At 48.1% G+C, this 25,772-nt stretch carries 24 protein-coding genes, 1 riboswitch and 1 other annotated feature; of the genes, 12 read left to right on the top strand and 12 right to left on the bottom strand.

The features are described from left to right. Positions 1-148: 148 nt before the first annotated feature. Both F3H97_RS01375 and F3H97_RS01370 read right to left on the bottom strand, forming a co-directional pair. Positions 149-2,614 carry a CoA-disulfide reductase gene (locus tag F3H97_RS01375; protein ID WP_196430364.1) on the bottom strand — a complete coding sequence of 822 codons (2,466 nt, stop codon included), beginning with the start codon at positions 2,612-2,614 and terminating at the stop codon, positions 149-151. Next, complete coding sequence (locus F3H97_RS01370; protein ID WP_196430363.1) at positions 2,611-2,916, bottom strand: rhodanese-like domain-containing protein; 306 nt, start codon at positions 2,914-2,916, stop codon at positions 2,611-2,613. Before F3H97_RS01370 ends, F3H97_RS01375 begins: the two co-directional genes overlap by 4 nt. 277 nt (positions 2,917-3,193) lie before the next feature. On the opposite strand from F3H97_RS01370, the gene F3H97_RS01365 reads away from it, so the two are divergent. From F3H97_RS01365 to F3H97_RS01355, 3 genes are all read left to right on the top strand, one after another. Beyond that, on the top strand, positions 3,194-3,460 hold the full coding sequence (locus F3H97_RS01365; RefSeq protein ID WP_015880529.1) for a metal-sensitive transcriptional regulator: 267 nt from the start codon (positions 3,194-3,196) through the stop codon (positions 3,458-3,460). 67 nt (positions 3,461-3,527) lie between these two features. Continuing rightward, positions 3,528-3,959, top strand: coding sequence for a type III secretion system chaperone family protein (locus tag F3H97_RS01360; RefSeq protein WP_015880528.1), 432 nt, complete (start codon positions 3,528-3,530; stop codon positions 3,957-3,959). 91 nt (positions 3,960-4,050) lie between these two features. Then, the gene (locus tag F3H97_RS01355) at positions 4,051-4,998 is read left to right on the top strand and encodes a DUF4003 domain-containing protein (RefSeq protein ID WP_159563367.1); all 948 of its coding nucleotides are present in this window, start codon (positions 4,051-4,053) and stop codon (positions 4,996-4,998) included. On the opposite strand, the gene F3H97_RS01350 is transcribed toward F3H97_RS01355, so the two are convergent. The 5 genes from F3H97_RS01350 to F3H97_RS01330 form a co-directional block, all read right to left on the bottom strand. Then, positions 4,995-5,717 carry a YwiC-like family protein gene (locus tag F3H97_RS01350; RefSeq protein WP_196430362.1) on the bottom strand — a complete coding sequence of 241 codons (723 nt, stop codon included), beginning with the start codon at positions 5,715-5,717 and terminating at the stop codon, positions 4,995-4,997. The genes F3H97_RS01355 and F3H97_RS01350 overlap by 4 nt on opposite strands. Positions 5,718-5,825: 108 nt before the next feature. After that, positions 5,826-6,008: a hypothetical protein gene (locus F3H97_RS01345; protein WP_196430361.1), complete on the bottom strand. Its 183-nt coding sequence runs from the start codon at positions 6,006-6,008 to the stop codon at positions 5,826-5,828. Between the two features lie 124 nt (positions 6,009-6,132). Beyond that, entirely contained in the window at positions 6,133-6,765 is a 633-nt protein-coding gene (locus F3H97_RS01340; RefSeq protein ID WP_196430360.1) for a YitT family protein, read from the bottom strand. Positions 6,766-7,013: 248 nt separating this feature from the next. After that, the gene (locus F3H97_RS01335) at positions 7,014-9,137 is read right to left on the bottom strand and encodes an MMPL family transporter (protein WP_196430359.1); all 2,124 of its coding nucleotides are present in this window, start codon (positions 9,135-9,137) and stop codon (positions 7,014-7,016) included. Between the two features lie 91 nt (positions 9,138-9,228). Then, positions 9,229-10,029: a hypothetical protein gene (locus tag F3H97_RS01330; protein ID WP_159563364.1), complete on the bottom strand. Its 801-nt coding sequence runs from the start codon at positions 10,027-10,029 to the stop codon at positions 9,229-9,231. A gap of 130 nt (positions 10,030-10,159) precedes the next feature. Between F3H97_RS01330 and F3H97_RS01325 the strand changes: the two genes are divergently transcribed. Continuing rightward, positions 10,160-10,324, top strand: coding sequence for a YycC family protein (locus F3H97_RS01325; RefSeq protein ID WP_074034904.1), 165 nt, complete (start codon positions 10,160-10,162; stop codon positions 10,322-10,324). A gap of 14 nt (positions 10,325-10,338) precedes the next feature. Here the strand turns inward: F3H97_RS01325 and pulA are convergent, their stop codons facing one another. Continuing rightward, complete coding sequence (pulA, locus tag F3H97_RS01320) at positions 10,339-12,336, bottom strand: type I pullulanase (RefSeq protein ID WP_196430358.1); 1,998 nt, start codon at positions 12,334-12,336, stop codon at positions 10,339-10,341. Positions 12,337-12,404: 68 nt separating this feature from the next. Between pulA and F3H97_RS01315 the strand changes: the two genes are divergently transcribed. Next, a complete protein-coding gene (locus tag F3H97_RS01315) occupies positions 12,405-12,896 on the top strand; it encodes a YajQ family cyclic di-GMP-binding protein (RefSeq protein WP_074034908.1) in 492 nt (163 codons plus the stop codon). Continuing rightward, positions 12,893-13,471: a metallophosphoesterase family protein gene (locus F3H97_RS01310; protein WP_196430357.1), complete on the top strand. Its 579-nt coding sequence runs from the start codon at positions 12,893-12,895 to the stop codon at positions 13,469-13,471. The genes F3H97_RS01315 and F3H97_RS01310 overlap by 4 nt, the downstream gene beginning before the upstream one ends. 43 nt (positions 13,472-13,514) lie before the next feature. Here the strand turns inward: F3H97_RS01310 and argS are convergent, their stop codons facing one another. Next, positions 13,515-15,197 (bottom strand): arginine--tRNA ligase, encoded by a 1,683-nt coding sequence (gene argS / locus F3H97_RS01305; protein WP_196430356.1) that lies wholly within the window; start codon positions 15,195-15,197, stop codon positions 13,515-13,517. Positions 15,198-15,254: 57 nt separating this feature from the next. After that, positions 15,255-15,466: a binding site (T-box leader), on the bottom strand. 154 nt (positions 15,467-15,620) lie between these two features. On the opposite strand from argS, the gene F3H97_RS01300 reads away from it, so the two are divergent. Both F3H97_RS01300 and F3H97_RS01295 read left to right on the top strand, forming a co-directional pair. Beyond that, entirely contained in the window at positions 15,621-17,300 is a 1,680-nt protein-coding gene (locus tag F3H97_RS01300; RefSeq protein WP_196430355.1) for a GGDEF domain-containing protein, read from the top strand. A gap of 98 nt (positions 17,301-17,398) precedes the next feature. After that, a riboswitch (SAM riboswitch) is annotated at positions 17,399-17,494 on the top strand. A 69-nt stretch (positions 17,495-17,563) separates the two neighbouring features. Then, entirely contained in the window at positions 17,564-18,847 is a 1,284-nt protein-coding gene (locus F3H97_RS01295; protein ID WP_196430354.1) for a Na+/H+ antiporter NhaC family protein, read from the top strand. Positions 18,848-18,864: 17 nt separating this feature from the next. On the opposite strand, the gene F3H97_RS01290 is transcribed toward F3H97_RS01295, so the two are convergent. Beyond that, entirely contained in the window at positions 18,865-19,509 is a 645-nt protein-coding gene (locus F3H97_RS01290; protein ID WP_159563358.1) for a TVP38/TMEM64 family protein, read from the bottom strand. A 225-nt stretch (positions 19,510-19,734) separates the two neighbouring features. Between F3H97_RS01290 and trhO the strand changes: the two genes are divergently transcribed. From trhO to ald, 4 genes are all read left to right on the top strand, one after another. Then, positions 19,735-20,676 carry an oxygen-dependent tRNA uridine(34) hydroxylase TrhO gene (trhO, locus tag F3H97_RS01285; RefSeq protein WP_159563357.1) on the top strand — a complete coding sequence of 314 codons (942 nt, stop codon included), beginning with the start codon at positions 19,735-19,737 and terminating at the stop codon, positions 20,674-20,676. Positions 20,677-20,794: 118 nt separating this feature from the next. Beyond that, positions 20,795-21,220, top strand: coding sequence for a divergent PAP2 family protein (locus tag F3H97_RS01280; protein ID WP_143180200.1), 426 nt, complete (start codon positions 20,795-20,797; stop codon positions 21,218-21,220). Between the two features lie 91 nt (positions 21,221-21,311). After that, positions 21,312-22,535 (top strand): PucR family transcriptional regulator, encoded by a 1,224-nt coding sequence (locus F3H97_RS01275; RefSeq protein WP_159563356.1) that lies wholly within the window; start codon positions 21,312-21,314, stop codon positions 22,533-22,535. A gap of 132 nt (positions 22,536-22,667) precedes the next feature. Further along, positions 22,668-23,798, top strand: a complete 1,131-nt coding sequence (ald, locus tag F3H97_RS01270; protein ID WP_015880510.1) for an alanine dehydrogenase — start codon at positions 22,668-22,670, stop codon at positions 23,796-23,798. A 96-nt stretch (positions 23,799-23,894) separates the two neighbouring features. On the opposite strand, the gene murB is transcribed toward ald, so the two are convergent. Together murB and F3H97_RS01260 are read right to left on the bottom strand one after the other, a co-directional pair. Next, entirely contained in the window at positions 23,895-24,815 is a 921-nt protein-coding gene (murB, locus tag F3H97_RS01265) for a UDP-N-acetylmuramate dehydrogenase (RefSeq protein ID WP_196431822.1), read from the bottom strand. Positions 24,816-24,970: 155 nt separating this feature from the next. Further along, positions 24,971-25,621, bottom strand: a complete 651-nt coding sequence (locus F3H97_RS01260) for a diacylglycerol/polyprenol kinase family protein (protein WP_196430353.1) — start codon at positions 25,619-25,621, stop codon at positions 24,971-24,973. Positions 25,622-25,772 lie beyond the last annotated feature (151 nt).

The raw sequence follows: 25,772 nt of genomic DNA, 5'->3' as shown, positions 1-25,772 counted from the left end.
TGTCAACTTTCTTAACATGACTTGAATTATAGGTAAATTATACGAAAATTGCAATATTAATTCGTTTTTTCAACATCATCTCGGTTCTTTCTAAAAGAAAAAAACGAGCCGGAGAGCGCATCGCAATCCGACTCGTTCTATATTTCATTTAGATAAAGAGGTTTAAATTTCCGCCTTCTGCTGCGCCGAGATAAGCCGCCACACCACCAAGGTCGACCCCGTCAATCAACTCTTCTTCTTTTATGCCCATGACATCCATTGACATCGTGCAAGCTACCATTTTCACGCCTGCTTCTTGCGCTGACTTGATCATTTCTTCCACAGAAGGAACGTTCTTATCGCTCATGACTTTCTTCATCATTTTTTGACCAACACCACCGAAGTTCATGTTCGAAAGTGGCAATTCGCCGGCATGTCCTGGCATCATCATACCGAACATTTTCTCAAGACCTTGCTTTTTCACTTCCGGTGCGTCCGGTTTGCGGATGACATTGAGTCCCCAGAATGTGAAGAACATCGTCACTTCTTTCCCCATCGCGGCAGCACCTTGCGCAATGATGAGGGATGCGAGTGCGCGGTCGAGGTCTCCGCTGAAGACGACCATTGATGCACCGTCTCCTGCTGGTGCGCCTGCTTGTGGTGCAGCCGGACCTTGTCCTTTTTGAAGGATGGCTTCAACGCGTCCGTTAACGAATTGTTTCGAGACGAGTTTGTTGCCTGTCTTCTTCGCCCATGCTTCGATATCTGCGAAGAATCCTGGGTCACTTGCGAGAACGCGGAGCGTTTCGCCTTCCCCGAGTTCTGCGACTTTCTTATTTACTTCTAAAATAGGTCCCGGGCATTGTAGACCACATGTGTCTAACATGACCGCTTCCCCGATTGGTGCATTTGTCATTTGTGTTGGCTCCTCTTCTACAACGGTAGCCGCTGTTTCATTTGATGTGTTCGCTTCTTCAAGCGCCTCGAAATCACGATTGATTTGCGACCACGTCTTGTAGCCACCGCTCAAGTTTTTCACTTTGAAGCCGTTTTGACGTAAGATGCGTGATGCGAGATAGCCACGAAGACCGACTTGGCACGTCACGTAAATCGTTTCATTCCGGTCGTAGTTGTCCAAGTTTTCTCGTAATGAGTTGAGTGGCACATTGATCGATCCTGGAATCTTTCCGAGTTCATGCTCCGATTCATCGCGAACGTCTAGTAACGTCGCTCCGATTTCCACGAGCTCATCGATTTCATCCCAATGTACGACTTCATTGTCACCGAGGACGACGTTCGACGCGACATACCCGATCATATTGACCGGATCTTTCGCAGAACTGAACGGTGGTGCATAACTGAGCTCAAGGTCAGGTAGATCGAGGACTGTCAAACCACCCTTCATAGCTGTCGCAATGACGTCGATGCGTTTATCGACTCCATTGATTCCGACACCTTGCGCACCATAGATTTCACCCGTTGTCGGGTGGAACAAGAGTTTAAGCGACACAGGTGTCGATCCTGGATAATAACCAGCATGCGAACCTGGATGCACGTGAACAGCCTCATACGTCTTGCCAGCCGCCTTCAACCGTTTTTCATTCCATCCTGTCGATGCGACCGTCATATCAAATACTTTGGCGATTCCCGTTCCCATCGTTCCATTGTATTTCACGTCGCGGCCGTTAATGATATCGGCAACGAGACGGCCTTGACGGTTCGCTGGCCATGCGAGTGGCACGACAGTTGGTTCTTTGAAGACGTAGTCGAGTACTTCGACCGCATCCCCGATCGCGTAAATATTCGGGTCTGATGTGAGCATCTTTTCATTAACACGAATGGCACCGCGCGTACCTGTTTCAAGGCCTGCTTCACGCGCAATCGTCGATTCCGGTGTAACACCGATTGACATGATGACCATATCTGTATCGATGACACGACCGCTTGTCAAATGAACTTTCTTTCCTTGCTCTGAGAACGAAGCAACGCCATCAGACAATTGAAGCTCGACGCCATGCAAGCGCATATGTTCATGAATTGGCGCCACCATCTCACGGTCAAGTGGCGTCATGACTTGGTCCGCCATCTCAACGAGCGTCACCTCAACGCCACGCTCACGTAAGTTTTCTGCCATCTCAATCCCGATAAAGCCTCCACCAATTACGGTCGCATGCTTCGGCGCCTTGTCATCGACGTAGCCACGGATTTTATCTGTGTCCGGAATGTTGCGAAGCGTGAAAATATCTTCTGCCTCGTCGATTCCAGGGATGTTTGGACGAATCGGTTTCGCTCCCGGAGAAAGAATGAGAACGTCGTATGACTCGTCATACGTTTCGCCTGTTTGAACGTGTTTCACCGTCACTGTTTTCTCGTCACGGTTAATTTTAATGACTTCCGTCAAATTGCGGATATCGAGTTGGAAACGCTTGTTCATCCCTTCAACGGTTTGAACAAGGAGTTTTTGACGGTCTTGGATGACATCCCCGATATAGTATGGAAGACCACAGTTCGCGAATGAGATATACTCCCCACGGTCGAACATGACGATTTGATTCTCTTCATTCAAACGACGGAGTCGTGCAGCTGCAGACGCACCACCTGCTACCCCACCGACGATTACGATTTTTTTACTCATTGTCGATTTCCTCCTCTGACGACTTCTCCTGGCCAACTCATCAAGCCATCTTCTATATTGACCACTTTATAGCCTTTCGCCTCCATTTGCCAAGTCGCTTGCGTGCTACGCGCACCTGAGCGGCAAAGAACGACATATTCTTCAGCTGGATCGAGCGTGTCGATCCACTCTGTCATTTCGGATAACGGATAGTTTTTCGCGCCCTCAATATGTGCTTCTTGAAACTCGTCACGTTCTCGGACGTCGACGATATTTACAGGCACTTCAAAGTCCATTTGACGTTTTAAAGCGGATGCTTTCATCGTTGATCTACCTTTCTGTTTTCAATTCGATTTATACCATTCGGCTTGGTTGCTGGCGTTCGACAAGTTTGTGATTTGTTGAACATTTCGCTTCCACGTCATTAATATACCCCCTTAGGTATTTAATTGCAAGAAATAAGTTTGACGAAATGTCGAATTTTTCAACATCATCCATTTGGATAGTTGATGCTCGACACATACTCCCCCATGTATTAAGATGAGCCTACACAATAAATAGTTGGGTAACTGAACAATTTTTCCTATAGAGGTGAATGATATGGAACCGTATGTATACGATGCAAAAGTATTGAATCGCATGAAACGAGTGGAAGGACAAATTCGTGCCATCATCCGGATGATGGAGGAAGGAAAAGAATGTCGCGATGTCGTGACGCAATTAAGTGCCGCACGTTCCGCACTCGATCGCGCTTCGACTATCATTGTGGCTAAGAACTTGGAACAATGTATCATCACCGCTCAAGCAGATGGCGAAGATACGTCCGAAACGGTGGAAGAAGCCATTAAAATGTTGATGAAACGCTAGTTCCCCTTGCTTTCCCTGTCCAAATGGGAGAAAGTTAGAGTAACGACTTACTAAGGGGGATTTCCTTGTGAACTTCGAAGAAAAAGTAGAATCATTTAGAGCGCTCGCCGCTGAACGCAACATGACGTTCAAAGAGAGCGACACTGAAACGCACGTCACGTTCTTGACGCGTGAAACAACAAAATCCGGGGCTCAGCCCGTTATGATTATCGCTTTTAACAAAAAGACGACAGATGCTGAGTTGTATGCTGCTACCGTCACGCACGTCCCAGATTACGTAGAAGATTTACCGATTCTTAATGCCTTGAACGAGTTCAACCAGGAGTTCAAATACTTCCGTTGTGTACTCGACAGCGATCGCGATGTCACACTCGCCTCGACACTCGACCTCGACCTCGGTTTCTCACCAGAGATCATCTTGCAACACTCATTCATGATGTTCCAAGCGGCTGATGAAGTGAACGAGTACATGCAAAAACTCTACACACAAGTACAATAATCAAAAGCCGTCCGGAAATGTTTCCGAGACGGCTTTTTTTGAAACATCTGATCGCCCCCGCTCGTATGATTGGACAAGGAGGCGATTCGACATGACACGATATGAACGATATGTAGAAGCACTAGAGGCCATCAAGACGGCAACAAAGTGGGAACTGACAGATGATTTCCGACGCTTGATGGCCGTTCATTACGCAATTCACGACACCCCGTTCGAGGCATCTCGATTTTCGAACGCACGCGATGTATTAAAACAAAAAACGAAGATGTTCTCGAAGTTTCGAGGCAGTCAAAACCTCGTCTGGCTCTCGTTTCTCGACGCCAAGTATGAGGACATCGGAACCGCAATCGACGAGGCGCTCCGTCTCGATACGTTACTCGACCGGAAACACTTCCGCTTCAGTTCACTACGTCCCTTTTTAGCGAATCAACTGATCAATGTCGAGGAACCCGACCGTCGGCTCGATGAGGCGACCGAACTATATCAAACGTTCAAACGACATCACCCTTGGTTGACAAGCGAGGAAGACTTATTATCGGCGCTCGTGCTCGTGCAAGCGTTTGACGATATTATTGATTTGAACGAACGCATCGAGCAACATTATGCATTATTGAAGGGACGGCTCCCGAAGTCAAACGAACTGCAACTCGTCTCACACCTTTTGACGTTCAGCGAGTCCTCTCCCGAAGAAGCAGTCTCTCGATTGCTCACATGGAAGTCTCAATTAGATGAAGTGCACATCTCGATTCGTCGCGAACACTTACCCGCACTCGCACTACTTAGCATTGTCACGGAACCGAATACGAGCGCGATTCATGCTATTCAGGAAATCGTAGGGGCCGAAAAAGACAAGCAGCGCTGGTTCAACACACATAGCGTGCTCATCGCACTTCAACTTGTAGCGGCCGAACGCATAACAAACGAAGCGAGCGACTTATTGCTCCACGGTACGTTTGCCCACTTATTGGCGATGCAACAAGCGGCGACCGCTGCCACGACTGCCGCCGTTATCGCTAGTACCTCATCAACCACAAATTAAATTAAGAGATTCATCGTGAGACACACCAGTACAAATACAGAGTTTGCGATTTCGACAATCCCAATCTTCATGATTGGGATTTTTTTGCCGTAGAACCAAATAGCACGAATCAAACTCGGGGCATATGCTAAAGCGAGCAGCGGATAACCGAGCGCAATGAACACGACGATTAACAGCATATGATACCCCCACGAAAGGTTACGATACGCGATGCTCTTCTTTTCCCGAATCATCGTCTTGACGAAAAAGATACTTCCGAGGAAATAGAGGTATGGCAAAACGAATACCCATGCAATTGTTTCATCCACGACGTGTGCTCCGTGGTAATAACTCGCCATTCCTCCAATACAGAATGAAGTGACGGCACTGACGTCATTCCATACGTTTCGCTCATCTTTGATTTTGGCAAAATAGGCGTTTGCGAGACCGAATGGAATCATTGCAAAAGCGAACCAGATGAGACTCCATTGCATCCATAAGACTGGGGTGATGGATAGTGTAGCAATCATCAGATAGATGATCACGGTGCGTAAAAGCTCACGCGATTTCTTTCGTTGCTTGATGTATTGAAATAAGAAGAATGTCCCCATATAGACAAACAACCATGCAATAGCAAAAGGCACATGTGTCCACACCCATCCCCCGACTGTCCCTCCAAGAACGAACGGTAAAATGAGCATCGACCATGCCCCATGCTGTGTTGGAATCATCCATTTCATCAACCATCACTCCTTCCTCCACTAGTGTAATGGATGGTGAGAGCATGCGCTGTGAGATTTACCACAAAAAGCGAAAAAGAAAATAGGCAGCGCTAGCCACCCATTTCATCACATAGCTTGTTTCTTATTTTTCGCATAGTTCGTTATGAACATGATTCCAATGACAGATAGCATCAGCATTGCCATACTGTTCACGATCGTTTTGAGCGTGTGCAGTCCTTCAAGGTTATTCATTACCATCACTGCCATAAGTAATGCGAGGATACTCAAGTTTACGATGTTACGGTTCATCTTCTCACCACCAAAAATTCAATCTATAGTTCATTGTACCACTCTCGATTTGCTAACAGTAATTTTTTTCCATCGAGATTCAAGCCAACCTAACTCGCTCTCACTCATCATAAAAAAAACGATCTCATGCGAGATCGTTTTTTGGTGTCCAATTTGGTGCGACGGGTGTCGCTTTCGGTTCGTCGACGACGAGCATCTTTGTGACGACCCTTCCGGCAATCGATACTGCGACGAGCGTATACAATGCGTTCGATAATGGTAAATAGATGAGTGAAATCCCAAGGACGATCACATCAAAAATAATCAGAATCGTACCGACCGACACACCTGTCCATTTCGATAAGCCAAGAGCGAATAAGTCATCGCCTCCGGTCGCCCCGCCTGACTTCAAGACAAGACCGAGACCATATCCGGTCACAATCCCACTCGCGATGGCCGCAAACAATGTTGCCGGCCATACTTGAATATCAAACGTGAGCAAGTCGAGACGGTCCCACATCGCATAACTAAGCGACAAGGACGAAGCGGCTAGTACCGCTTGCCCGACAAAACGCCATCCTTTCCACCACAAAGCGACGATAAAAAATGGGATGTCGAGCACGATCATCGAAATCGCCGGGTCGATATCAAATAAATAACGACCGAGTAGCGATAATCCGACGAACCCGCCTTCCGCCAAACCAAACTGTTCATTCAAATAATAATAACCGAACGCCATGATCAGCGTTCCGAGCACTATGGTAGCAACTCGTTTCATTCCGATTGTCCTCCCCGTTCTTGACGGAGAGGAGGATCCTCAGTCGTAGCTGCGGTTCCATCTGTTCCATCTCCGATCTTCCGTTTGTTGATTGATACACGTGTAAGCGATCAGTCAACGCTAGAAGTCCGGAAGTTGGAACAGAGGCCATGTCCTCTCGGTATCCATAAAGACCTTCCTTTCTCAAATTGCGCGTAATCTTGTACGTAGTTTACCACACATTTTGATTCAGTTCATGAATTTTACCTTTAGTGCATGTTACGTTTCGGTAAATCTTTCTTTCCGAACCACCACCAGTTCCAATCCCCGAACAGTTTCATGAGAGACGGAACGAGCAGGATCCGGATGATGGTCGCATCAATGAAGATGGCGAGCGCAATCCCCACGCCGAGCTGTTTGATCGGGCTCACACCCGTGAAGGCGAACGCACCCGTCACGACAATCATAATGATGGCGGCTGAAGTGATGATTTTACTCGTCTTCGCAAGCCCCATCTCCGTCGCATAGTCATTGTCGCCTGTCTCGCGGTAATATTCCTCGATTCGTGAAACGAGAAATACCTCATAGTCCATCGACAATCCAAAGACGAGTGAGAAGATGAACACCGGTGTCAAAATACTGATTGTTTCTGCATCGTACACATAACCTGATTCAAAAATGATGACGAGTAAACCGAACGTCGCCCCAAGACCAAGCACGTTCATGAGAATCGCCTTGATTGGAATCAAGATGGATCGGAACGCCCACATGAGGATGAAGAAGGTTGCCAAGATGACGGTGATGACCGCATAGGGAATGCTGTCATAAATCTCATCATAAATCTCTTCATTGAAGGCTGCCGGTCCGCCGACTTCAAACCCTTTGTCTCGCCAATCGCGTACGAATGCTTGCGCTTCTTTGTCGCTCGGAGGTACATCGAAGCTGACATTCACGAGCGCCAAATCTGTATTCTCATCAAGGGTCACAAGTCGCTCAAGTGGGGCGAGTTGTTCTGGCGCCGCTTCGGCGAGTTGCGTAAACGTCTCAGGCGTCAATCCGGATGTCGTTAAGAAAGTCGAGACATTATCGACAATATCGACCTCGTTTAACTCATCTGTGAGACTCGTCAATTCCTCTAAAATCATCGGATCGGTCAAATCGTTCGCTTCAAACAGAAGGACCGCATCGGTCGAGTTATCCCCAAACACATCGTCCCATCGTTCGAGTGCCGCTCGTGATTCATATGAGGTAGGGAGCGCATCGGCGTCCGGAATGTTCAACTCTAGGTCGCGCACGAACCAAAGACTCGGGAGCAGGATCAACAAAGCAATGAGCGTCATCGTCACCGGACGTCTCATCACGAAGCGAGCAAGTTTTTGCCAGCGCTTTTCAGATTTCGTCTCATCTGTCTTGATGATTCGTCCTTTATTCAAGGCGTCACCGACTAAGTAAAGCGACGACGGCAACAAGGTCAGTGCAGATAGCACGGCCCCCGCGACGGCAATGAGGGCACCGAGCGCGACCGCCTGAAAGACATCTACTTGAATAAATAGGAGTCCGGCTAATCCGACAAAGACACATAGACCTGAAAAGAGAATCGAGCGTCCCGCCGTCGCTACCGTCCGGACAATCGCCTCTTCTCTCGATTGCCCGCGCGTTAACTCTTCCCGATACCGATTGACGAGTAACAGTGAAAAATCAATCCCAAGCGCAATCGCAATCATGGCGACGGCATTGAGAACAAAGATAGATAATTCCATGTTTTGTGCAAAAAAGAATAGCGATCCCGCTGCGACAATAAAGGTAATCAACCCGACGAGTAACGGCATGAGCGCGGCGAGCGGTGTGCCGAAAACAAGCAACAACACGAGAAGCGCGACCGGAATCCCAATCAACTCCGCTCGAATCAAGTCATTTTTCGAAGCTTCGTTTAAGTCATCCGCAAAGACCGGTTCTCCCGTCAAGCGGACTTCGGTATCCGTATCAACGATGAGCGCGTCTCGGACGGCATCGATCGAGGATTCCGCCGCATCATAATCTTCGAATTCCAGCACGAAATAGGATACGTCCCCTGAACGCGCGTCCGGATTCTCCGCCGGGGTAATCATGCCATCAATTGATGAAATTTCCCCAAAACGGTCTTGTTGTTCGTCCATGACCGCCTCCAGATTTCCTCCTTCAAATAAGACGATCATTGAAGCACCTGCTCGATCAAATCGTTCATTCAACTGATCTTCTACCTGTTGGAAACGTCCGTCTTGAATGGCAAATCCGTTTCCTCTCAACTCACCCGGGAGCTGTAGCCCGAAATAAACTGAACCCGCGAGTAAAATCGCCCATATGAGTAATACGCCATACCGAAAACGAACCAACTGCCTACCTAACCATTCCATTGATGTCACTCCTCCCTGTCTATCCATCTACTTCCCGTTTCTCGATTCATTCATCATCACTTCACAAAAAATTCCTGAACCTAAGTTCGGTTCAGGACTCTTGTCGTTCAAAGACTTGAAGCCAGCTATGACAAAATCGAGGTGGTGCGGACAAGACGACGAGTCGATCCCCTCGTTCATCTAACAGCATTACCTTCAATAATTGGGTGTCTGCACACACGCTTGAGCAAAATAATTCTTCCTCTCGATGAAACAGTTGGAACGACTCTGTCGATGTGATCGCCGTCGTTTCTCCCACTTGATCGAGAATGACCGTGTCGCGGTTTCCTTCGTATGGAATGCGCCAGGTTTCTTTCGTCTTCACATTTTCAACTAAAAAATGATGAGTTCGTTCATCGAACAATGTCACACACGTTTCAGGTGTGAATCGTTCAAAATCATACGTCCCTTGATACGCTAGCTCGATGATGTTCCCAAAGACAGGGACTTCTTCATAGCGGCTATATCGAAACGTATGATCATGGAGGTTCAAGGCTACGACATCCGATTCGGCTGAATATAAGAAGATGTCATCGCCTTGCCAATAGTGCAAATTGCTAAACCAGTCTCCGTTGAATCGTTGAGGGATCGCATGCGTCTCCATCTGTCCTCGTTGTAAATCAATGACTCCGTAAAGTCCTTTTTCCTGGAACCATGCCACGGCACGTCTTGCATTCGGCTCCACATATAGGGCGCATGGTGTCCATTTCCAGTCGATCTCCCAGCGAATTTGAGACGACTCGTCAAAGAACAAAAATCCAGTTTGCGCCAAGTACAACATCCAACCTTCACCTACACGTTCTAGCCATTCGATCGTTTGATGAAATTGAAAGTCTGCTGTTTGTTTGTACATCTGATCACTTCCTAGTTTCAGCTTAGCAACGACCGAAACGAAATTCGATTTTGAATGTGTTCATTCAACACATTTTCGATTTTCCTGTATACTGACGGTAAAGACATATCGTTTAGAAAGGAGACCTTCCATGCGTCCATTACAACTATCACCAGAGACCGCAGTTGAACTCGCAAAAAAATTAAACGTCCCCCTCGAGGAACTGATGCATATGCCAAAACACATCCTCGTTCAAAAAATGATGCAACTCGAGGCATCTCAAACAGAGGAAGACACACCAAAGGAGACGGATTAACGTCTCCTTTTTGGTTACTGCTCTTTGCGTTTCCGCTTTCTCGATACATACCAGAGACCACCGATTACAGCGAGGGCCGCACCACCGGCCACAGCGTACTTGCTGTAATCTGGGCGACGTTCGGTTACGACTAGTGTCGAGAGTGGAGCGACCGTCATATGACGGTCCTCGACTTGACGTGGCGCCGTCAGATTAACGGTATGGTCCTCCACGTTCACCTCGAACTTGCCAGATGGAAGTTTGACCTCAACCGCCTCCTCGAGTGCGTTGTGGTAGACGATATGTCGTTCTACATATCCTTCCACATGACGGCTCAATTCAAAGGCAATCACACCCTCTGCTTCATCAAAGAAACGCAAGTGTTTGCGAATCTGTTCCGTGTTCTCGAGTCGGAAGAGCGGATATTGCTTACGCAGACGCAAGAGGCCTTTCCCATATTCCACACTTGGCGCTTCTTGCTCCGCCCGGTTCCAGTCCATACGGTTGATGACTTCGCCTGAATTGAAGCTATTCTCATCCCCGTCTTTTGTCCGGAAAAATTCCTGTCCACTGTGAAGGAATGGAATCCCTTGACTTAGGAGCACAATCGACGTCGCCAAACGGTGGCGACGGCGACGTGTCGTCTCGTCATCTTCGGGATTCGTCACGGATAACTTGTCCCAAAGCGTCAAATTGTCATGACATTCTACATAGTTGACGACCTGGTTCGGCTCATCAGCGAAACTTTGGCTCGTGATGCCACCAGCAATCCCTCGTTTCACATCTGCTGTCATATCCGTGTTTCCACTCACCCAGCCCGGTAAGTCTTCGATGAAGACGTCTCCTCGGACACCGTCTCGAATCCCATCATTGAATTGGGCGATGCGTGGCATCTTATGCGCATTATGCTGATTCGCTTTTTTACGAACCGGGAGCGGTGTATCCAAATCCCACCCTTCCCCGATGACAAGAATCGATGGGTCGACGCGGTCGAGCGCTTTCCGAATCTGGTTCATCGTTTTGACGTCATGGAGTCCCATCAAATCGAAGCGGAACCCATCAATCATGAATTCTTTCGCCCAGTACGTGACACACTCGACCATGAGCTTACGCATCATCGCACGCTCGGATGCCGTGTCATTCCCACATGCTGAACCATCCGCGAGTGTTCCGTCTTCGTTTAAGCGATAGTAATAATCCGGGACGAATTGCCCGAGCGGTGTTGTCAACGCATCATACGTGTGGTTGAAGACAACGTCCATGATGACCCGGATGCCTCGATCGTGGAGCGCTTGAATCAGTGCCTTCAATTCGACAATTCGCGTCGCCGGGTCATCTGCCGACGAGGCGTAAGATCCTTCGACCGCAAAGTAATGAACCGGATCGTAACCCCAGTTATAATTGTCTTCCCCTTCACGTGACTCATTCACCGAGCCGTAGTCAAAGAACGGCATTAATTGGAGATGAGTGATTCCAAGCGAGGTAATATAATCGAGTCCGGTCGGGTAACCGCTCGTGGTCGTCGTACCCGTCTCGGTCATCCCTAAGAACTTCCCACGGTGCGTCGCCCCACTCTCTGGGTGACTCGTCAAATCACGGACGTGCGCCTCATAGATGACCGCCTCTTGTGAAGAATTGAATAGCGGACGTTCTTTGATCCAATGGTCCGGGTTCAAAGATGCCGGATCGAGCAGACATCCTCGTTTCCCATTCACTCCGACGACTTTCGCATACGGATCGAGCGACTCTACTTTTTTCCCATCAATCAGCGCTTCAAATACATAAAATTGACCTTCGAATAAGGCACGGTCGAGTTCGATCACCCACGTCCCCTTCTCAGCCGGCTCGAGCTCGAGTCGTTCAAACTTACGGGCACGGGCTGTTCGATACAACTTGACCGACATCTGTTCCGCTACCGGAGACCAAACTCGTAGTCGAATCTGTTCCCCTTTGAACGTCACCCCTAGGTCTTTCCCGTGATAGGCAACGTGATCTAAGTCTGCATGTGTGTGTTGATCCATTGTACGTTCCATCTCTTCACTCCTTCACTGCTTCAAATCTGCTATCATTATAACAAAACCACACAAAGGATGGATGAAACATGGCAAAAGACAATTCTTTCGATATCGTGTCAGAAATGAATCTTGAAGAAGTAAAGAACGCAATCCAAATTGCGGAAAAGGAAATTTTGAACCGTTATGACTTCAAAGGGTCAAAGAGTGAGATGTCCCTCGACAGTGGCGACCTCGTCCTCATCTCGGATGACGATTATAAACTCGAGCAATTAAAAGACGTCTTGATCACGAAATTGATCAAACGCGGTGTCCCGACGAAAAACCTCGATTATCAAAAAGTAGAGAACGCACTCGGTGGCACGGTTCGCCAACGCGTGAAATTGAAAAGCGGCATCGACAAAGACGACGCCAAAAAAATCAACAACGCCATCAAAGAATCAAAACTAAAAGTCAAATCGCAAATCCAGGACGATCAAATCCGAGTGACAGGTAAGTCGCGTGACGACCTCCAGGCCGTCATGCAACTCGTACGTGAACTTGAATTGTCCGTCGATGCCCAATTTACGAACTTCCGATGAAACTCGCCATCATCAGTGACCCGCACGGTTCGTTTGATGATTTAAAGACCGTTCTAGATGACGTTCGTCGCGAAACCGAGCATATTCTCTGTCTCGGGGACCTCTACGAATGCCATGTTGGCAAAAAACGACGTCACGAGCGCTTTCATCATGTGGAAGACGTCGTGACGTACGACCCAAATTATGAAGCGTTACTCACATTCCCGAGTCTACGAGGCAATCAGGAAGAGCGAATCGACGAGGTGCTCGTAATCGACCATCCTGTGAAAACACGGATTTCGTTATTGCCGGAACAGACGACTCTCGAGGAAGCACGCTTTTTACATGGACATCAAGTGAAGTGGAATAAAGACTGGGAACCGATGGTCGAGAAAGGAAAATACCCACTCGTCTTCATCGGACACAGTCACATCCCCGGGATTTACCGAAAGGGAACCTCTCTGCCGTGGGAACTCGGGACACCGTTCCATTTGAAGAAAAAACGATATGTCATTAACGTCGGCGCCGTCATCTTCGATCGGGAATGGTGTCTATATGACACGGAAGCCCGAACGGTCACACGGATGAAAGCATGAATACAAAAAGGACCTCAATTTTTTTGAGGTCCTTTCGTCTGTCTTACATTTCTTCCGGAGCTTCGACACCGAGTAAACGGAGCCCTTCTGTCAATACGAGCGTCACTGCCTTGACGAGAGCGAGACGCGATTGTTTGCTCGCATCTTCTTCTAGGACGCGGACGTGACCGTAGTACTTGTTGAACGCTTGCGCGAGGTCGAGTACATAGCGGCTGATGATTGATGGTTCGCGGCGTTCATGCGCACGCGTGATGACGTGTGGGAACGCATTGAGCATCGTGACGACACCCCATGAGTAGTCATCGTCTGCACCAGTGAATGGTGAGCCGTCATAGTTTCCTTTACGAAGGAGTGAGTTCGCACGAGCGTTCGTGTATTGAACGTAAGGTCCTGTCTCCCCTTCGAACTTGAGCATGCTGTCGAGATCGAACTCGATGTTGTTGATGCGTTCGTTTTTCAAATCGTGGAAGACGACCGCGCCGACACCGACCATGCGGGCAACGTCTTGTGCGTTCGCAAGATCCGGGTTCTTCTGCTCGATGTTCGCCTGCGCTTTCTCAATTGCCTCTTTCAAGACTTCCTCAAGAAGAACGATGCGCCCTTTACGTGTCGACATCTTCTTGCCTTCTTGCAAGATCAAGCCGAACGGCACGTGATGCATGCCATCAACAAAGTCATATCCAAGCTTACGAAGGACCGAGAAGAGTTGTTTGAAATGGAGCGCCTGTTCGCCACCGACGACATAGTTCGCTTGAACGAAGTTGTACGTCTCGTAACGATAGATCGCCGCTGCCAAATCACGTGTCGCGTACAACGTCGCGCCATCTTTTTTCTTGATCAAGCAAGGTGGCAAGTTCTCCTCTTCGAGCGAGACGACCATCGCCCCTTCACTTTCCACTAAGAGGTTTTTCGCTTCGAGCATCTCGACGACGCGTCCCATTTTATCGTTATAGAACGCTTCCCCATTGAAGCTTTCGAATTTCACTCCAAGGAGGTCATATACTTTCTGGAACTCTTTGAGCGACTCGTCACGGAACCACTGCCAAAGCTCTGTCGCTTCCGCATCACCATCTTCAAGCTTTTTGAACCAAGCACGGCCTTCGTCTTCGAGTTCTGGTTGTGTCTTCGCCTCTTCGTGGAAATGGACGTATAATTTCAAGAGTTCTGCGATTGGATTGGCGCGTACCGCTTCCTCATCGCCCCACTTCTTGTAGGCGACCATCAATTTCCCGAACTGAGTGCCCCAGTCCCCAAGGTGGTTGACGCCGACGACATCATATCCGTTTTTACGTGCGATTTGGTTGATCGCATTCCCAATCACCGTCGAACGCAAGTGACCCATCGAGAACGGCTTCGCAATGTTTGGTGACGAGAAGTCCGTCACAATCGTTTCATTGCGTGCTTCGTGTGTCGCATATTCCGATTTTTCCTCAAGCACGGTGTTGATGATTTCTTTTGATACGACATCACGGCTCAAGAAGACGTTGACGTAAGGTCCCGCCGCCTCCACTTTCGTGAACAATTCATCGTTCAATTCATTTGCGATATCTGTCGCAATCATGACAGGTGCTTTTCGGTAAGCTTTCGCCAATTGGAAACACGGGAACGCGAGGTCACCGTGCGCCTCGTGTTTTGGCTTCTCAATCAATGCTTCAATTTGGTCAATCGTGAGTTCTTCACCGATGACACGGGATAGTGCTTCTGCATATTTGCGTTCATAACTCATCTGTATGTCCTCCTTCTTCAATAACAACTCATAAAAAAAACGCCCTTTGCATAGATGCAAAGAGACGGGAATTCCCGCGGTACCACTCTTCTTGCCTGCATGATGCAGACCGCTTTATGGTGATAACGGTTCCCTCCGGCTATGCCTACTCTCGTTTCGGATAGCATCTCAAAAGTGCGTTTCGCGACGTTTGTCAGCCCAGGCTCTCACCAATCCCCAGGTCGCTTTGTTGACTAAACCATCGTTACTCTCTTTTTCATCGACTTTCGTCTATGCGGTTGAAAAGCAACTTCATTATAGAGGATATTCCCTGTATACTCAATGCTAGAATTCAAGCATGATAAAAGAAAGGCAGGACTCGCACGAAATCATGACGAATCTTTACTATTATATCTTGAAATGTCCCATGCTAGGAGGGAACACATGAACCACTTTCGCAAGATGTCCGTGCTCGGTTGGAGTATATGGAGTGTTTTGTTCTGCTTCACCATCGGATTATTTGCATTGGATGTGCTGCACGCCCCAACCATTGATCCGTTGTCCTTTATTTTAATCTCATTACTCGTCATCATCTTTCAACTCGATTCAATCGAAGTCAAAGGTGTGTACTTCACATTCTCTGAGAGTATCGTATTGATTCTTTTTCTATTCTTTGGATTTGAAACAGCACTCATCGTCAACCAGATTGGATTATTCGTCTTTCAATTCGCCAATTTGAGACCAAAAGTCGCCATACGCCGTTTCCGCTTCACCTATCCGTGGAACGCCATTACGGCATACTTAGAAATTGTCATTCCCGCTACCGTCTATCTCGCCCTCGGTGGGGAGACTGGAATCGATTTCTATTCGAAAGAATCATTCATCCCGCTTGCCGGGTTATTTCTTGCCATCTTCTTAAACACCATTTTCCAAAAGTATCAGGTGAGATGGTGGTTCCGCGTTGATATCGGGTTGAGTGACTTTTTGAAGATCGCCTTCTACACATACGTCGTCAGTTTGATTTTCATCTTAGCCGCAGCATTCTTCCGAGAGACGAATTTACTTGTCGTGAGCAGTATCGCGGCAGCGCTGACCTTCTTCATCAAACGACTTCTCATTCAAAAGGGACGACAGGATGCGTATAAATCTCTGATTGAACAGTACGACGAAGCGAAAGAAGCCGTCTCTTTGTCTCAGAGCGAAGCGCAAGCCATTGAAGTCTTTTTAAGTCAATGCGAACAATTGAACCATTACGATGAAGGATATATCGAGTTCAAGCTATTCAATCGCACACTCTATTTCGACTTGAAGACACGTCAACAGATTGATCGCCCCATCGTATTTGCGCTACTGGATATCAGTCAACCTGTCGAGCCTGTCCTTGACTACGAGATGCGATTTGAGTGGGATGCTTCATTGTCTGACGCTTTCCATGACGACTACCATAGCTTCGTCTCAATTCGTTCGGAAGAAATCGAGGGAATCCGAACATGGATCGTGATGACAGGAGAACCTGTATATGGGTATCCGAAGATTATCCAACAAGAAATCCTCAAGTTGCTCAAGTCGTTCAACCGGACCATCAGCCGCTGTCATGAACGAGATCGTCTGTATACCGAGAGCCGGACGGATAGTTTGACACTCCTCGCCAATGCCCGCGCCTTCTACGAATACGGGATTCAACAAATATCCGACATCTCGATGTATCCGATCTCGGTCGCCATGCTCGACATCGATTTCTTTAAAAAAATCAATGATACGTATGGCCATCAAGTCGGTGACCAAGTGTTGCAGGAATTTGGTCGACGTATCCGGCAAGCCCTTCGCGCTGATGACTTTGCCGCCCGTTATGGTGGGGAAGAGTTTATCTTGCTTCTCAATCATTGTGACATGTCTCAAGCCGTTGACATTGCAGAAAGAATTCGCCAGAAAATCGAAGCGAAACCGTTCCTTGTCGATCATCACGAGGTTTCTGTGACCGCGTCCATCGGGGTCGATACAATCGATGCGTTTGGAAATAAGCGCTTAGACGATACGATTCGAAACGCGGACCGTGCGCTATATGTCGGTGGGAAATACGCGGGACGTAACCGCGTGGCGCACTTCAACAATTTAACGACGTAAACTCCCCTTTCTCACATCGAATTGGGGAGTTTTTAAGTTGACAAGCGGATTTGAAACAGGTACGTTAGGGAACGTGTTTACTAATTGGATAGATTCACTTTTTATCGAGAGAGACGGAGGGACTGGCCCTGAGAAGTCTCGGCAGCGGGGAACCTGTGCCAAATCCAGCGGGCGTATTGCTCGAAAGATGAAAAGGGTATTTCGCACGAAGGACCTTTTTCTCAGAAAAGGGTCCTTTTTATTTTTTTAGTGAGGTGATTATTTTGGAACAACCAACAGCAAACAAATGGGCACTCTTGCCGTTACTCGTCTTCTTACTCTTCTTCATCGGGGCGGGTGTCTATTACGGAGACTTTTATAAGTTTCCGGTACTCGTCGCGGCCATCATCGCCTTGATGGTTGCGGCATTCATGACAAAAGGAAGTGCCACTCAAACCGTCGAGCGCATCGCGCAAGGAGCCGGCAATCCGGGCATCATCATCATGATTTTCATTTTCTTACTGGCTGGCGCCTTTTCAACGGTAGCGGAAGCCATCGGGGCAATCGATGCAACGGTCAACGCCGCCTTGACTCTATTACCACCTTCGCTTCTCTTGAGCGGACTCTTCGTCATCGCCGCCTTCATTTCAATGGCGATGGGAACGTCGACGGGGACAATTGCGGCACTTGCACCGATCGCCCTCGGTATCCATGAAGAGAGTGGCGTCAATGTCGCCATCGCTGCCGCAGCCGTTGTCGGAGGGGCGATGTTCGGGGACAATCTCTCGTTCATCTCAGACACGACCATCGCTGCCGTCCGGACGCAACGAACGAACATGCGTGATAAATTCCGCACGAACTTCTGGATCGTGTTACCGGCCGCCATCATCACGACGGTTTTACTCGCCGTCTTGTCAAATGGGGAGTCAACGGTCGATGTCGCCGCATTCGAATGGTACAAACTGATTCCATATCTTGCCGTCATCGGACTCGCATTGACAGGACTGAACGTCATTTTGGTTCTGTTAGGTGGCATCACGCTCACCGGCATCATCGGTCTCCTGGATGGAAGCCTATCCGTCACGGCGTTTGTGACAGCCATTGCGGACGGGATGATTGGCATGGCCGAAATTTCATTCCTGACATTACTCATGGGTGGACTCGTCGGTCTCATCTCACACAACGGCGGACTCACGTATTTACGCGACGCGTTGACATCTCGTATTCAAAAACGTGCCGGTGCCGAATGGAGCATCGCCGGACTTGTCAGTGCGACTAACGTAGCAACAGCGAACAATACGATTTCCATTCTCGTAGCCGGTCCACTTGCAGCGAACATCGCGGACGAGTATGACATCGAACGGAAGAAATCAGCAAGCGTACTCGACATCTTCTCATGTGGGGTACAAGGGATTCTTCCGTACGGAGCTCAATTACTCATCGCTGCAGAATTGACGAAGACCGCATCGCCGGACCTCGTTCCGTTCATGTTCTATCCGTTCCTACTCTTTATTTGTGGAGGAATCGCCATCGCATTCAATTTCCCACGTTTCAAAAAACAGTCATAAGTGAAAACACCCCTTGTTCAAAGGGGTGTTTGTCGTTTCGTGACCATCTCTTGTTTCAACTGCTCGTTCCGTTTCTTGAAAGCGCGTCGTTTGAGCACTTCTTCTAGCCCCCGGCTGATGGCCCATAATGCGACCAAAAGTAGACCGAGCATCGATAAACGAAATGGACTTTGGATAAATTCTTCCCACTGGTCCCCGATGACAGAGAAAATCACGACGACGAGCAGTTTTCCGAATCCTGCCGCCATGATGAACGTACGGAGCGGCATCTGAATGAGCGCCAATAAATACGTGATCAAACTGACCGGGATGAACGGGAGAGAATATAAGAATCCGAGCGAGATCGGACTCATATGATTGATTCGTTCCAACCAATAGACCGCCGCCTTATGTTTTTCGAGCCAGCGCGTCATCGGTTTGCGGAAAACGTAACGGACAGCCGCAAAAACGACGATGGTTCCAAGAAGGTTCCCGATCCAGGATAAGAGAACGCCTAACAGAAAGCCGTATGTCGCTGCATTGGCAGAGATGATTAAGACGAGTGGTAAAAATGGAAAAATCGCTTCTAAAAACGGGGCACCGAGTCCAGCCCATGGACCACCAGGCAAACCTTGAAGCCATTCAATCAATTGGATGATGTACTGTTGGAGAGAATTAAGCATAGTCGTTCCACCTTCAACTTTCGTTACTACTCTATTACCCGAATTCGATTTACAAGACGCATCTCCCTGCATTCGTCAAAAAAAATTAAAAACCATTTGCGAAAATTCGTCGTGATATTTATCATATAATAATGGACTTGTGGTTGCAGGCAAGTCCATTCGTCGAACGACACAACCCAACGTTCGTTTTCCTGCAAAAAACTGAACACAGGGGAGCAACACAACATGGAAACAAAACCAATGCGGGTCTTGCTGTACTATAAGTACGTCAACATCGAAGACCCAGAAACACTCACGCAAGAACATTTGAAGTATTGTAAGGACCTCGGCATCAAAGGACGCATCTTGATTTCCTCCGAAGGAATCAACGGGACGTGCTCTGGTACTTGGGAGCAAACCGAGCAGTACATGAATGACTTGAAAGCAAACCCTCTCTTCAGCGATATCGAGTTCAAAATCGATGAAGTCGAAGAGCATGCCTTCAAGAAAATTTTTGTCCGTCACAAGAAAGAGCTCGTGACGTGGCGCTTTGATGGCGAGTTTGATGTACCGAAACAACACGGTGCATACCTCGAACCAGCAGAATGGAAAGAGATGATGAATCGTGATGATGTCGTCATCCTCGACGTTCGTAACAACTACGAGTACGAACTTGGTCACTTTAAAAATGCGATCAAAATCGATGTAGAGGCTTCACGTTACATGCCGGAATGGCTCGAAGAGAACAAGGACCTCTACGAAGGGAAAACACTTCTCACGTACTGTACCGGCGGCGTCCGTTGCGAGAAATTTACAGCATATATGCGTGACCAAGGTCACGACAACATCTTCCACCTTAAAGGTGGCGTCGCAATGTATGGTAAAGATGAAGCGACAAAAGGAGAGGACTGGGAAGGCGAGCTCTATGTCTTTGACGAGCGGATCAATGTCCCGGTTAACTCCGTGAACCCATCTGTCGTCTCACACTGTATGCACTGTGGGACAGAGACGGTTCGTTACGTTAATTGTGCCAACCCGGAGTGCAATGCACAGCATTTCTGTTGTGAAGAGTGTGAACCGAAACAAATGCGTTCATGCTCGAAGGAGTGTCAAGAACACCCACGCAACCGTTATATCATCGATAACATTGCAGAGAAACTTCAGGAGACTGAAGGAGTAGTCGGGTAACAAAAATCGACCAGAAGATGTCTTGGAGAACGCGTCCAAGACATCTTTTTTTGACGAAATCTTAACGTCTAGCTTGCGCCTCTTTCGGGTATAGTGAAGATACTATGTCAGACAGGAAGTGAATGCACGCATGTTTAACGAACCTTTACTCGCTGCGATTCTCGCTTGGTTTATCGCCCAAGCGGCTAAGCTCGTAACTGAACTCATTAAAACAAGAGATTTTGAAATTGAAATCATGTTCGCTTCAGGAGGCATGCCAAGTTCGCACTCGTCTACCGTCGTCGCACTCGCTACCGCGATTGGGCGAATGGAAGGCATTGACTCGAGTCTATTCGCTCTCGCTGTCGTCTTTGCCACTATCGTCATGTATGATGCGACCGGAGTTCGGCAGGCGGTCGGTTTCCAAGCACGGCTCTTGAACGATTATTTCAAAGGAATTAAACATGAGACCCCACTCTTGAATGAACTCGTCGGCCACACGCCGTTCCAGGTCATTGTCGGAGCGTTACTCGGTCTCGTCGTCGGACTGTTTTTCCCAATGTAATCGCAGAAGGCATGTCATTTCTCACACTCTTGATTCTTTTTGTGAAGTTTCACAAAGAAGACGGTATACTCAAGAGAGAGGAGGAATCGACATGCCTTTTTTGCAGAAATCTTATGAGTCTCTCGATACACTCGCCGAAGCGATTGGTCAAGCGATTCGAGCACCGATCACGATTGAGAATCGCCACCACCAGTTGCTCGCTTATAGTACACATCCCGATTCGACCGACCCGGCCAGGATTGCGACCATCATCGGGCGTCGTGTCCCAGAAGCTGTCATCGAAGACCTATGGGAGAGTGGTATTTTACAAGAAGTCATCGACCAAAATGAACCGGTCGTCATCCCGGCCCGTCTCGCCGTCGGTCTTGGGGAACGCGCCGCAATCGTCATCAAACAACATGATGAAGTACTCGGCTATATTTGGAGCTTAGCTCGGACAAATCCGTTCAGTACTCAAGAATTAGCCATCTTGCAAGAAGGGGCGACCATCGCCAAAAAGCTACTTATGACCATCGCGATGCACGAGCGACGAATCAGCGCCGAGCTCGAACGCTTCTTATTAGATGTCCTCGCTTCCCCTACCCTTACGGATGCGAATCGCGAACGATTGAACGAACTTGCTCCGATCGCCGTCGCCAGTCGGTTAACGGTCATCGAATGTGCTCAACCAATCACTCCTCAACTTGCGGAACGCCTTCACTATGTGCTTGCGACGCAAGAGTCAATTGAAGTCGTTTTACATGCCATCGACGGTCAGCAGCTACTCGTCTGGCATTATATGAAGTCTGAACTCTCCGATGAAGAGACTGTACTCATAGCCTGGGCGGAACGGTTCGAACAATTGCTTCAAGACAAGTTCAGCGAATCCGAACCACGTCTTGGCATCAGCCGACGTTTTTTCGAAAGTGACATGTTATATGCCGCAGCCGAAGAAGCGCGACGGGTTACCACGCTACGTCGCAAGTTCCCGCTCGAACTATCGACTTCCCGTGCCTTCGAGCAGATCGGCATTTATCAACTCGTCCCGGAACTCGCTCGACGTATCGGACTCCGACTGGAGACCCACCCGACAGTCGAACGGTTGCAGCATTATGATTCATCCCATCAGACCGAACTCGTGAAGACGCTCGAATGGTATTTTTATTTTGATGGGAACGTCAAACGAGTCGCCGCTCATCTTCATATTCATCCGAATACCGTTCTGTACCGGATTCGCCGCATCGAAGAGTTGACGAATATCACACAAGTTTCCTTACCAGAAAGATCCATGATTTATTTAGCCATTAAGGCTGGTCAATATCGATTAGAAGACTAGACGCTCACTTTGTGATATTTCACAAAGTGAGCGTCTTCGTTTTTAGAATCCATGCTAAAGACAGCGTTTTCAAATGGGTCTATACTAGGGGTGTGAACAAATTGTGTCAACGGAATGAAAGGGGAATGTTCCATGAAAATCGGGGTATTAAAAGAGATTAAAAACAATGAAAATCGGGTGGCCTTAACACCGATGGGTGCATTTATGTTAACGGAGCTTGGTCATGATGTATTCGTCGAAACGAATGCCGGTCTCGGTAGCGGATTCACGAATATGGAATATATTGATGCCGGTGCAACGATTCTTGAAACGGCGAAAGAAGTTTGGGAAGGCGTCGAACTCGCTCTCAAAGTAAAAGAACCACAGCCGTCTGAGTATCAATACTTCCGTCCTGACTTGACGCTCTTCACCTATTTACACCTTGCGGCAGAGCCAGAATTAACGAAAGCGCTCGTCGATTCTGGGATTACAGCCATCGCCTACGAGACAGTAGAAGTGGATCGCACGTTACCACTCCTCACACCGATGAGTGAAGTGGCAGGACGTATGGCTGCGCAAATCGGAGCTCAAATCCTTGAAAAACCACATGGTGGAAAAGGAATCTTGATGTCTGGTCTCCCAGGCGTACCTCGTGCGAACGTCACGGTCATCGGAGGCGGTGTCGTTGGAACGAATGCAGCTCGAATCGCAATTGGTCTTGGGGCGAGCGTGACGTTGATGGACATTAGCCCGGCTCGTCTTCGTCAAATCGACGACTTGTTCGGAAACACAATCAATACGTTGATCTCAAATAAATACAACATTGCGAAACAAGTGGCTGAGAGTGACCTTGTGATCGGTGCCGTGCTCATCCCAGGAGCAAAAGCACCAAAACTCGTCACGGAAGAAATGGTACAGCGCATGTCGCCTGGTTCGGTCATCGTCGACGTCGCCATCGACCAAGGTGGGATTTGTGAGACGATCGATCATATCACGACGCATGATGCACCAACGTATGAGCGTTATGGCGTGCAACACTACGCCGTCGCTAACATGCCAGGTGCCGTGCCACGCACTTCGACAATGGGTCTGACAAACGCGACGATGCCATATATCATCGAGTGTGCGCAAAAAGGCGTATTCCCAGCACTTCTTGAAAACGAGGCACTTCTCAAAGGCCTAAACGTCATCAATGGAACGGTCACGTATGAAGCGGTTGCACGTGATTTGGAATATCCGTTCGTTCCTGCCCATGAGGCGGTCTCAAAACAAACACAAGCTTAACCTTTAAGACGATGAGATGCCCGTTCTCATCGTCTTTTTCTATATAAGAAAAGAAGAAACCGAACGCCATCGTCCGATTCCTTCTTTTATTATGCGTTATGCGTTCTCAACGGCGATATCTTCCCCGATAATTTTCACTTCCGGCTCTAATTCCACTTCAAATTTCTCTTTAACGGTCGCCTGGACGTGACGGATGAGTGAAATGTACTCTGTCGCCGTCGCCTCATCGATATTGACGATGAACCCAGCATGCTTGAGCGAGACTTCCGCTCCTCCGATGCGTTTGCCTTGCAGTCCAGAGTCTTGAATCAACTTGCCGGCAAAATAGCCAGGCGGACGTTTGAACACACTACCACACGAAGGGTATTCAAGCGGTTGTTTCGATTCACGTTTATACGTCAAGTCGTCCATGACTTCTTTGATCAATTCATAGTTTTTCGGTTCTAGTTCGAACGTTGCCTCGAGCACGATCAAGCCCTCTTTTGAGACACGACTCGTTCGGTAGTCAAGATCGAGTTCGTCTTTAGATAAATGAAGTACTTGACCATCCTGCGTCAATACCGTCGCAGATGTGATGACGTCTTTCGTTTCTCCGCCGTATGCACCTGCGTTCATGTAGACGGCACCACCTACCGTCCCAGGGATCCCACATGCGAACTCGAGGCCCGATAATCCCTCTGCCAGTGCTTGACGTGAGACGTCGATAATCGCTGCTCCTGCCTGGGCAATTATTTGAATCCCTTCCCGACGAATCGAGTCGAGTTCATTCAAGTTCAAAACGATTCCACGGATGCCGCCATCGCGGACGATCAAGTTTGAACCGAAGCCAAGAATCATAAACGGCATCGCTTCTTGGTGGGCCAGTTGTAAGACGGCCTGCACTTCTTCGTACGTGTGTGGAGCCACGAAGTAATCTGCTTTGCCCCCTAGTTTTGTATACGTGTGTGCCGACAACGGCTCGTCTTGAAGGACGCGCTCGGCCGGAATGATCATTTGAAGTTGCTGTAAAAAGCTCATGCGTTCACTCAATCCTTTATCTTCTATTTAATCAGTGTCTCGGTCCCACTTCATTCGTTCCGAGCACGTCACTGAATGGTTTCAGTACGAATCACAGTATACAAATGATTATTGGACGTGACAAGCAACGTTTTTCTTACAAATTCATGATTAGTTTATAGCAATAGTGATGTCGCAATGGCAACAATGATTGGAATTGTAAAGTTATCCCAATCTCGATATGAAATCGCTTCAGTTAGTGTAGCGATGATGGAAATGATAAACCCATATGTTACCACTTGCCAAAGGACGACATCATTCCACAAAAACAATAAAAATAAGACAGCATATGAGCTTAGAAACATGGCAATGCTTCCTTGGAAAGAACGCTTTTGTCCATATAAATCATAGATGACCGTCCCATATTTGCGTCCGATGAGCGCAGCCATTCCATCCCCCCAGGCGAGCACGAGTGATCCGGCTAAAAATGCGATCGGCTCGGACTCGAAGAAGAAGTATAAGATAATGAGCAATGCAATCGGATAGTATACGGTCCCGAATGATTTTCGTTCCGTTTGATGCACCGGTGACGGGCTTTTATATAACAGGACCGCATTCGCAAATGTGAAGAAAATGAGCGGGACTGCCGCGACGTACCATGAGTCCATTAACCAAACTGCTAATAACGACCAATGCCCGACTGCGATATGTACACTTTTTCGAATCGTTTCATCCGTCCATCCCACACGCTTCCCGACTTGTTCGAGACCCACGAGAAACACGAGGACGACTACAATGGAAAGAATCGAACTAATCCATTCATTCATTGCTTGACCACCTTCATATATAGAGTGTGTATGATACCGTCATTATACCTTAATCAGTGCCCATCCTAGCTTACTTTTCAAACATTTGGTAGAATGAGGTCAAATGACTGTATAGCCAACGTACGCTGTTGGCGATAGAAAGGGTGGCCGT

This window comes from Exiguobacterium sp. SRB7LM (genome assembly GCF_015712685.1).
Lineage (GTDB): Bacteria > Bacillota > Bacilli > Exiguobacteriales > Exiguobacteriaceae > Exiguobacterium > Exiguobacterium profundum.
The sequence above is the reverse complement of the archived record's forward strand: the minus strand, read 5'-3'. Positions and strand labels throughout refer to the sequence as shown.

Coding starts and splice junctions, on each gene's coding strand:
- F3H97_RS01340 (WP_196430360.1), bottom strand. CDS start 6,765: ATGAAACGAGTTGCTACCATAGTGCTCGGAACGCTGATCATGGCGTTC.
- ald (WP_015880510.1), top strand. CDS start 22,668: ATGAAAATCGGGGTATTAAAAGAGATTAAAAACAATGAAAATCGGGTG.
- F3H97_RS01310 (WP_196430357.1), top strand. CDS start 12,893: ATGAAACTCGCCATCATCAGTGACCCGCACGGTTCGTTTGATGATTTA.
- F3H97_RS01315 (WP_074034908.1), top strand. CDS start 12,405: ATGGCAAAAGACAATTCTTTCGATATCGTGTCAGAAATGAATCTTGAA.
- F3H97_RS01375 (WP_196430364.1), bottom strand. CDS start 2,614: ATGAGTAAAAAAATCGTAATCGTCGGTGGGGTAGCAGGTGGTGCGTCT.
- F3H97_RS01345 (WP_196430361.1), bottom strand. CDS start 6,008: ATGAACCGTAACATCGTAAACTTGAGTATCCTCGCATTACTTATGGCA.
- F3H97_RS01325 (WP_074034904.1), top strand. CDS start 10,160: ATGCGTCCATTACAACTATCACCAGAGACCGCAGTTGAACTCGCAAAA.
- F3H97_RS01355 (WP_159563367.1), top strand. CDS start 4,051: ATGACACGATATGAACGATATGTAGAAGCACTAGAGGCCATCAAGACG.
- murB (WP_196431822.1), bottom strand. CDS start 24,815: ATGAGCTTTTTACAGCAACTTCAAATGATCATTCCGGCCGAGCGCGTC.
- argS (WP_196430356.1), bottom strand. CDS start 15,197: ATGAGTTATGAACGCAAATATGCAGAAGCACTATCCCGTGTCATCGGT.
- F3H97_RS01300 (WP_196430355.1), top strand. CDS start 15,621: ATGAACCACTTTCGCAAGATGTCCGTGCTCGGTTGGAGTATATGGAGT.
- F3H97_RS01275 (WP_159563356.1), top strand. CDS start 21,312: ATGCCTTTTTTGCAGAAATCTTATGAGTCTCTCGATACACTCGCCGAA.
- F3H97_RS01290 (WP_159563358.1), bottom strand. CDS start 19,509: ATGCTTAATTCTCTCCAACAGTACATCATCCAATTGATTGAATGGCTT.
- F3H97_RS01365 (WP_015880529.1), top strand. CDS start 3,194: ATGGAACCGTATGTATACGATGCAAAAGTATTGAATCGCATGAAACGA.
- F3H97_RS01335 (WP_196430359.1), bottom strand. CDS start 9,137: ATGGAATGGTTAGGTAGGCAGTTGGTTCGTTTTCGGTATGGCGTATTA.
- F3H97_RS01370 (WP_196430363.1), bottom strand. CDS start 2,916: ATGAAAGCATCCGCTTTAAAACGTCAAATGGACTTTGAAGTGCCTGTA.
- F3H97_RS01350 (WP_196430362.1), bottom strand. CDS start 5,717: ATGAAATGGATGATTCCAACACAGCATGGGGCATGGTCGATGCTCATT.
- F3H97_RS01260 (WP_196430353.1), bottom strand. CDS start 25,621: ATGAATGAATGGATTAGTTCGATTCTTTCCATTGTAGTCGTCCTCGTG.
- trhO (WP_159563357.1), top strand. CDS start 19,735: ATGGAAACAAAACCAATGCGGGTCTTGCTGTACTATAAGTACGTCAAC.
- F3H97_RS01330 (WP_159563364.1), bottom strand. CDS start 10,029: ATGTACAAACAAACAGCAGACTTTCAATTTCATCAAACGATCGAATGG.
- pulA (WP_196430358.1), bottom strand. CDS start 12,336: ATGGAACGTACAATGGATCAACACACACATGCAGACTTAGATCACGTT.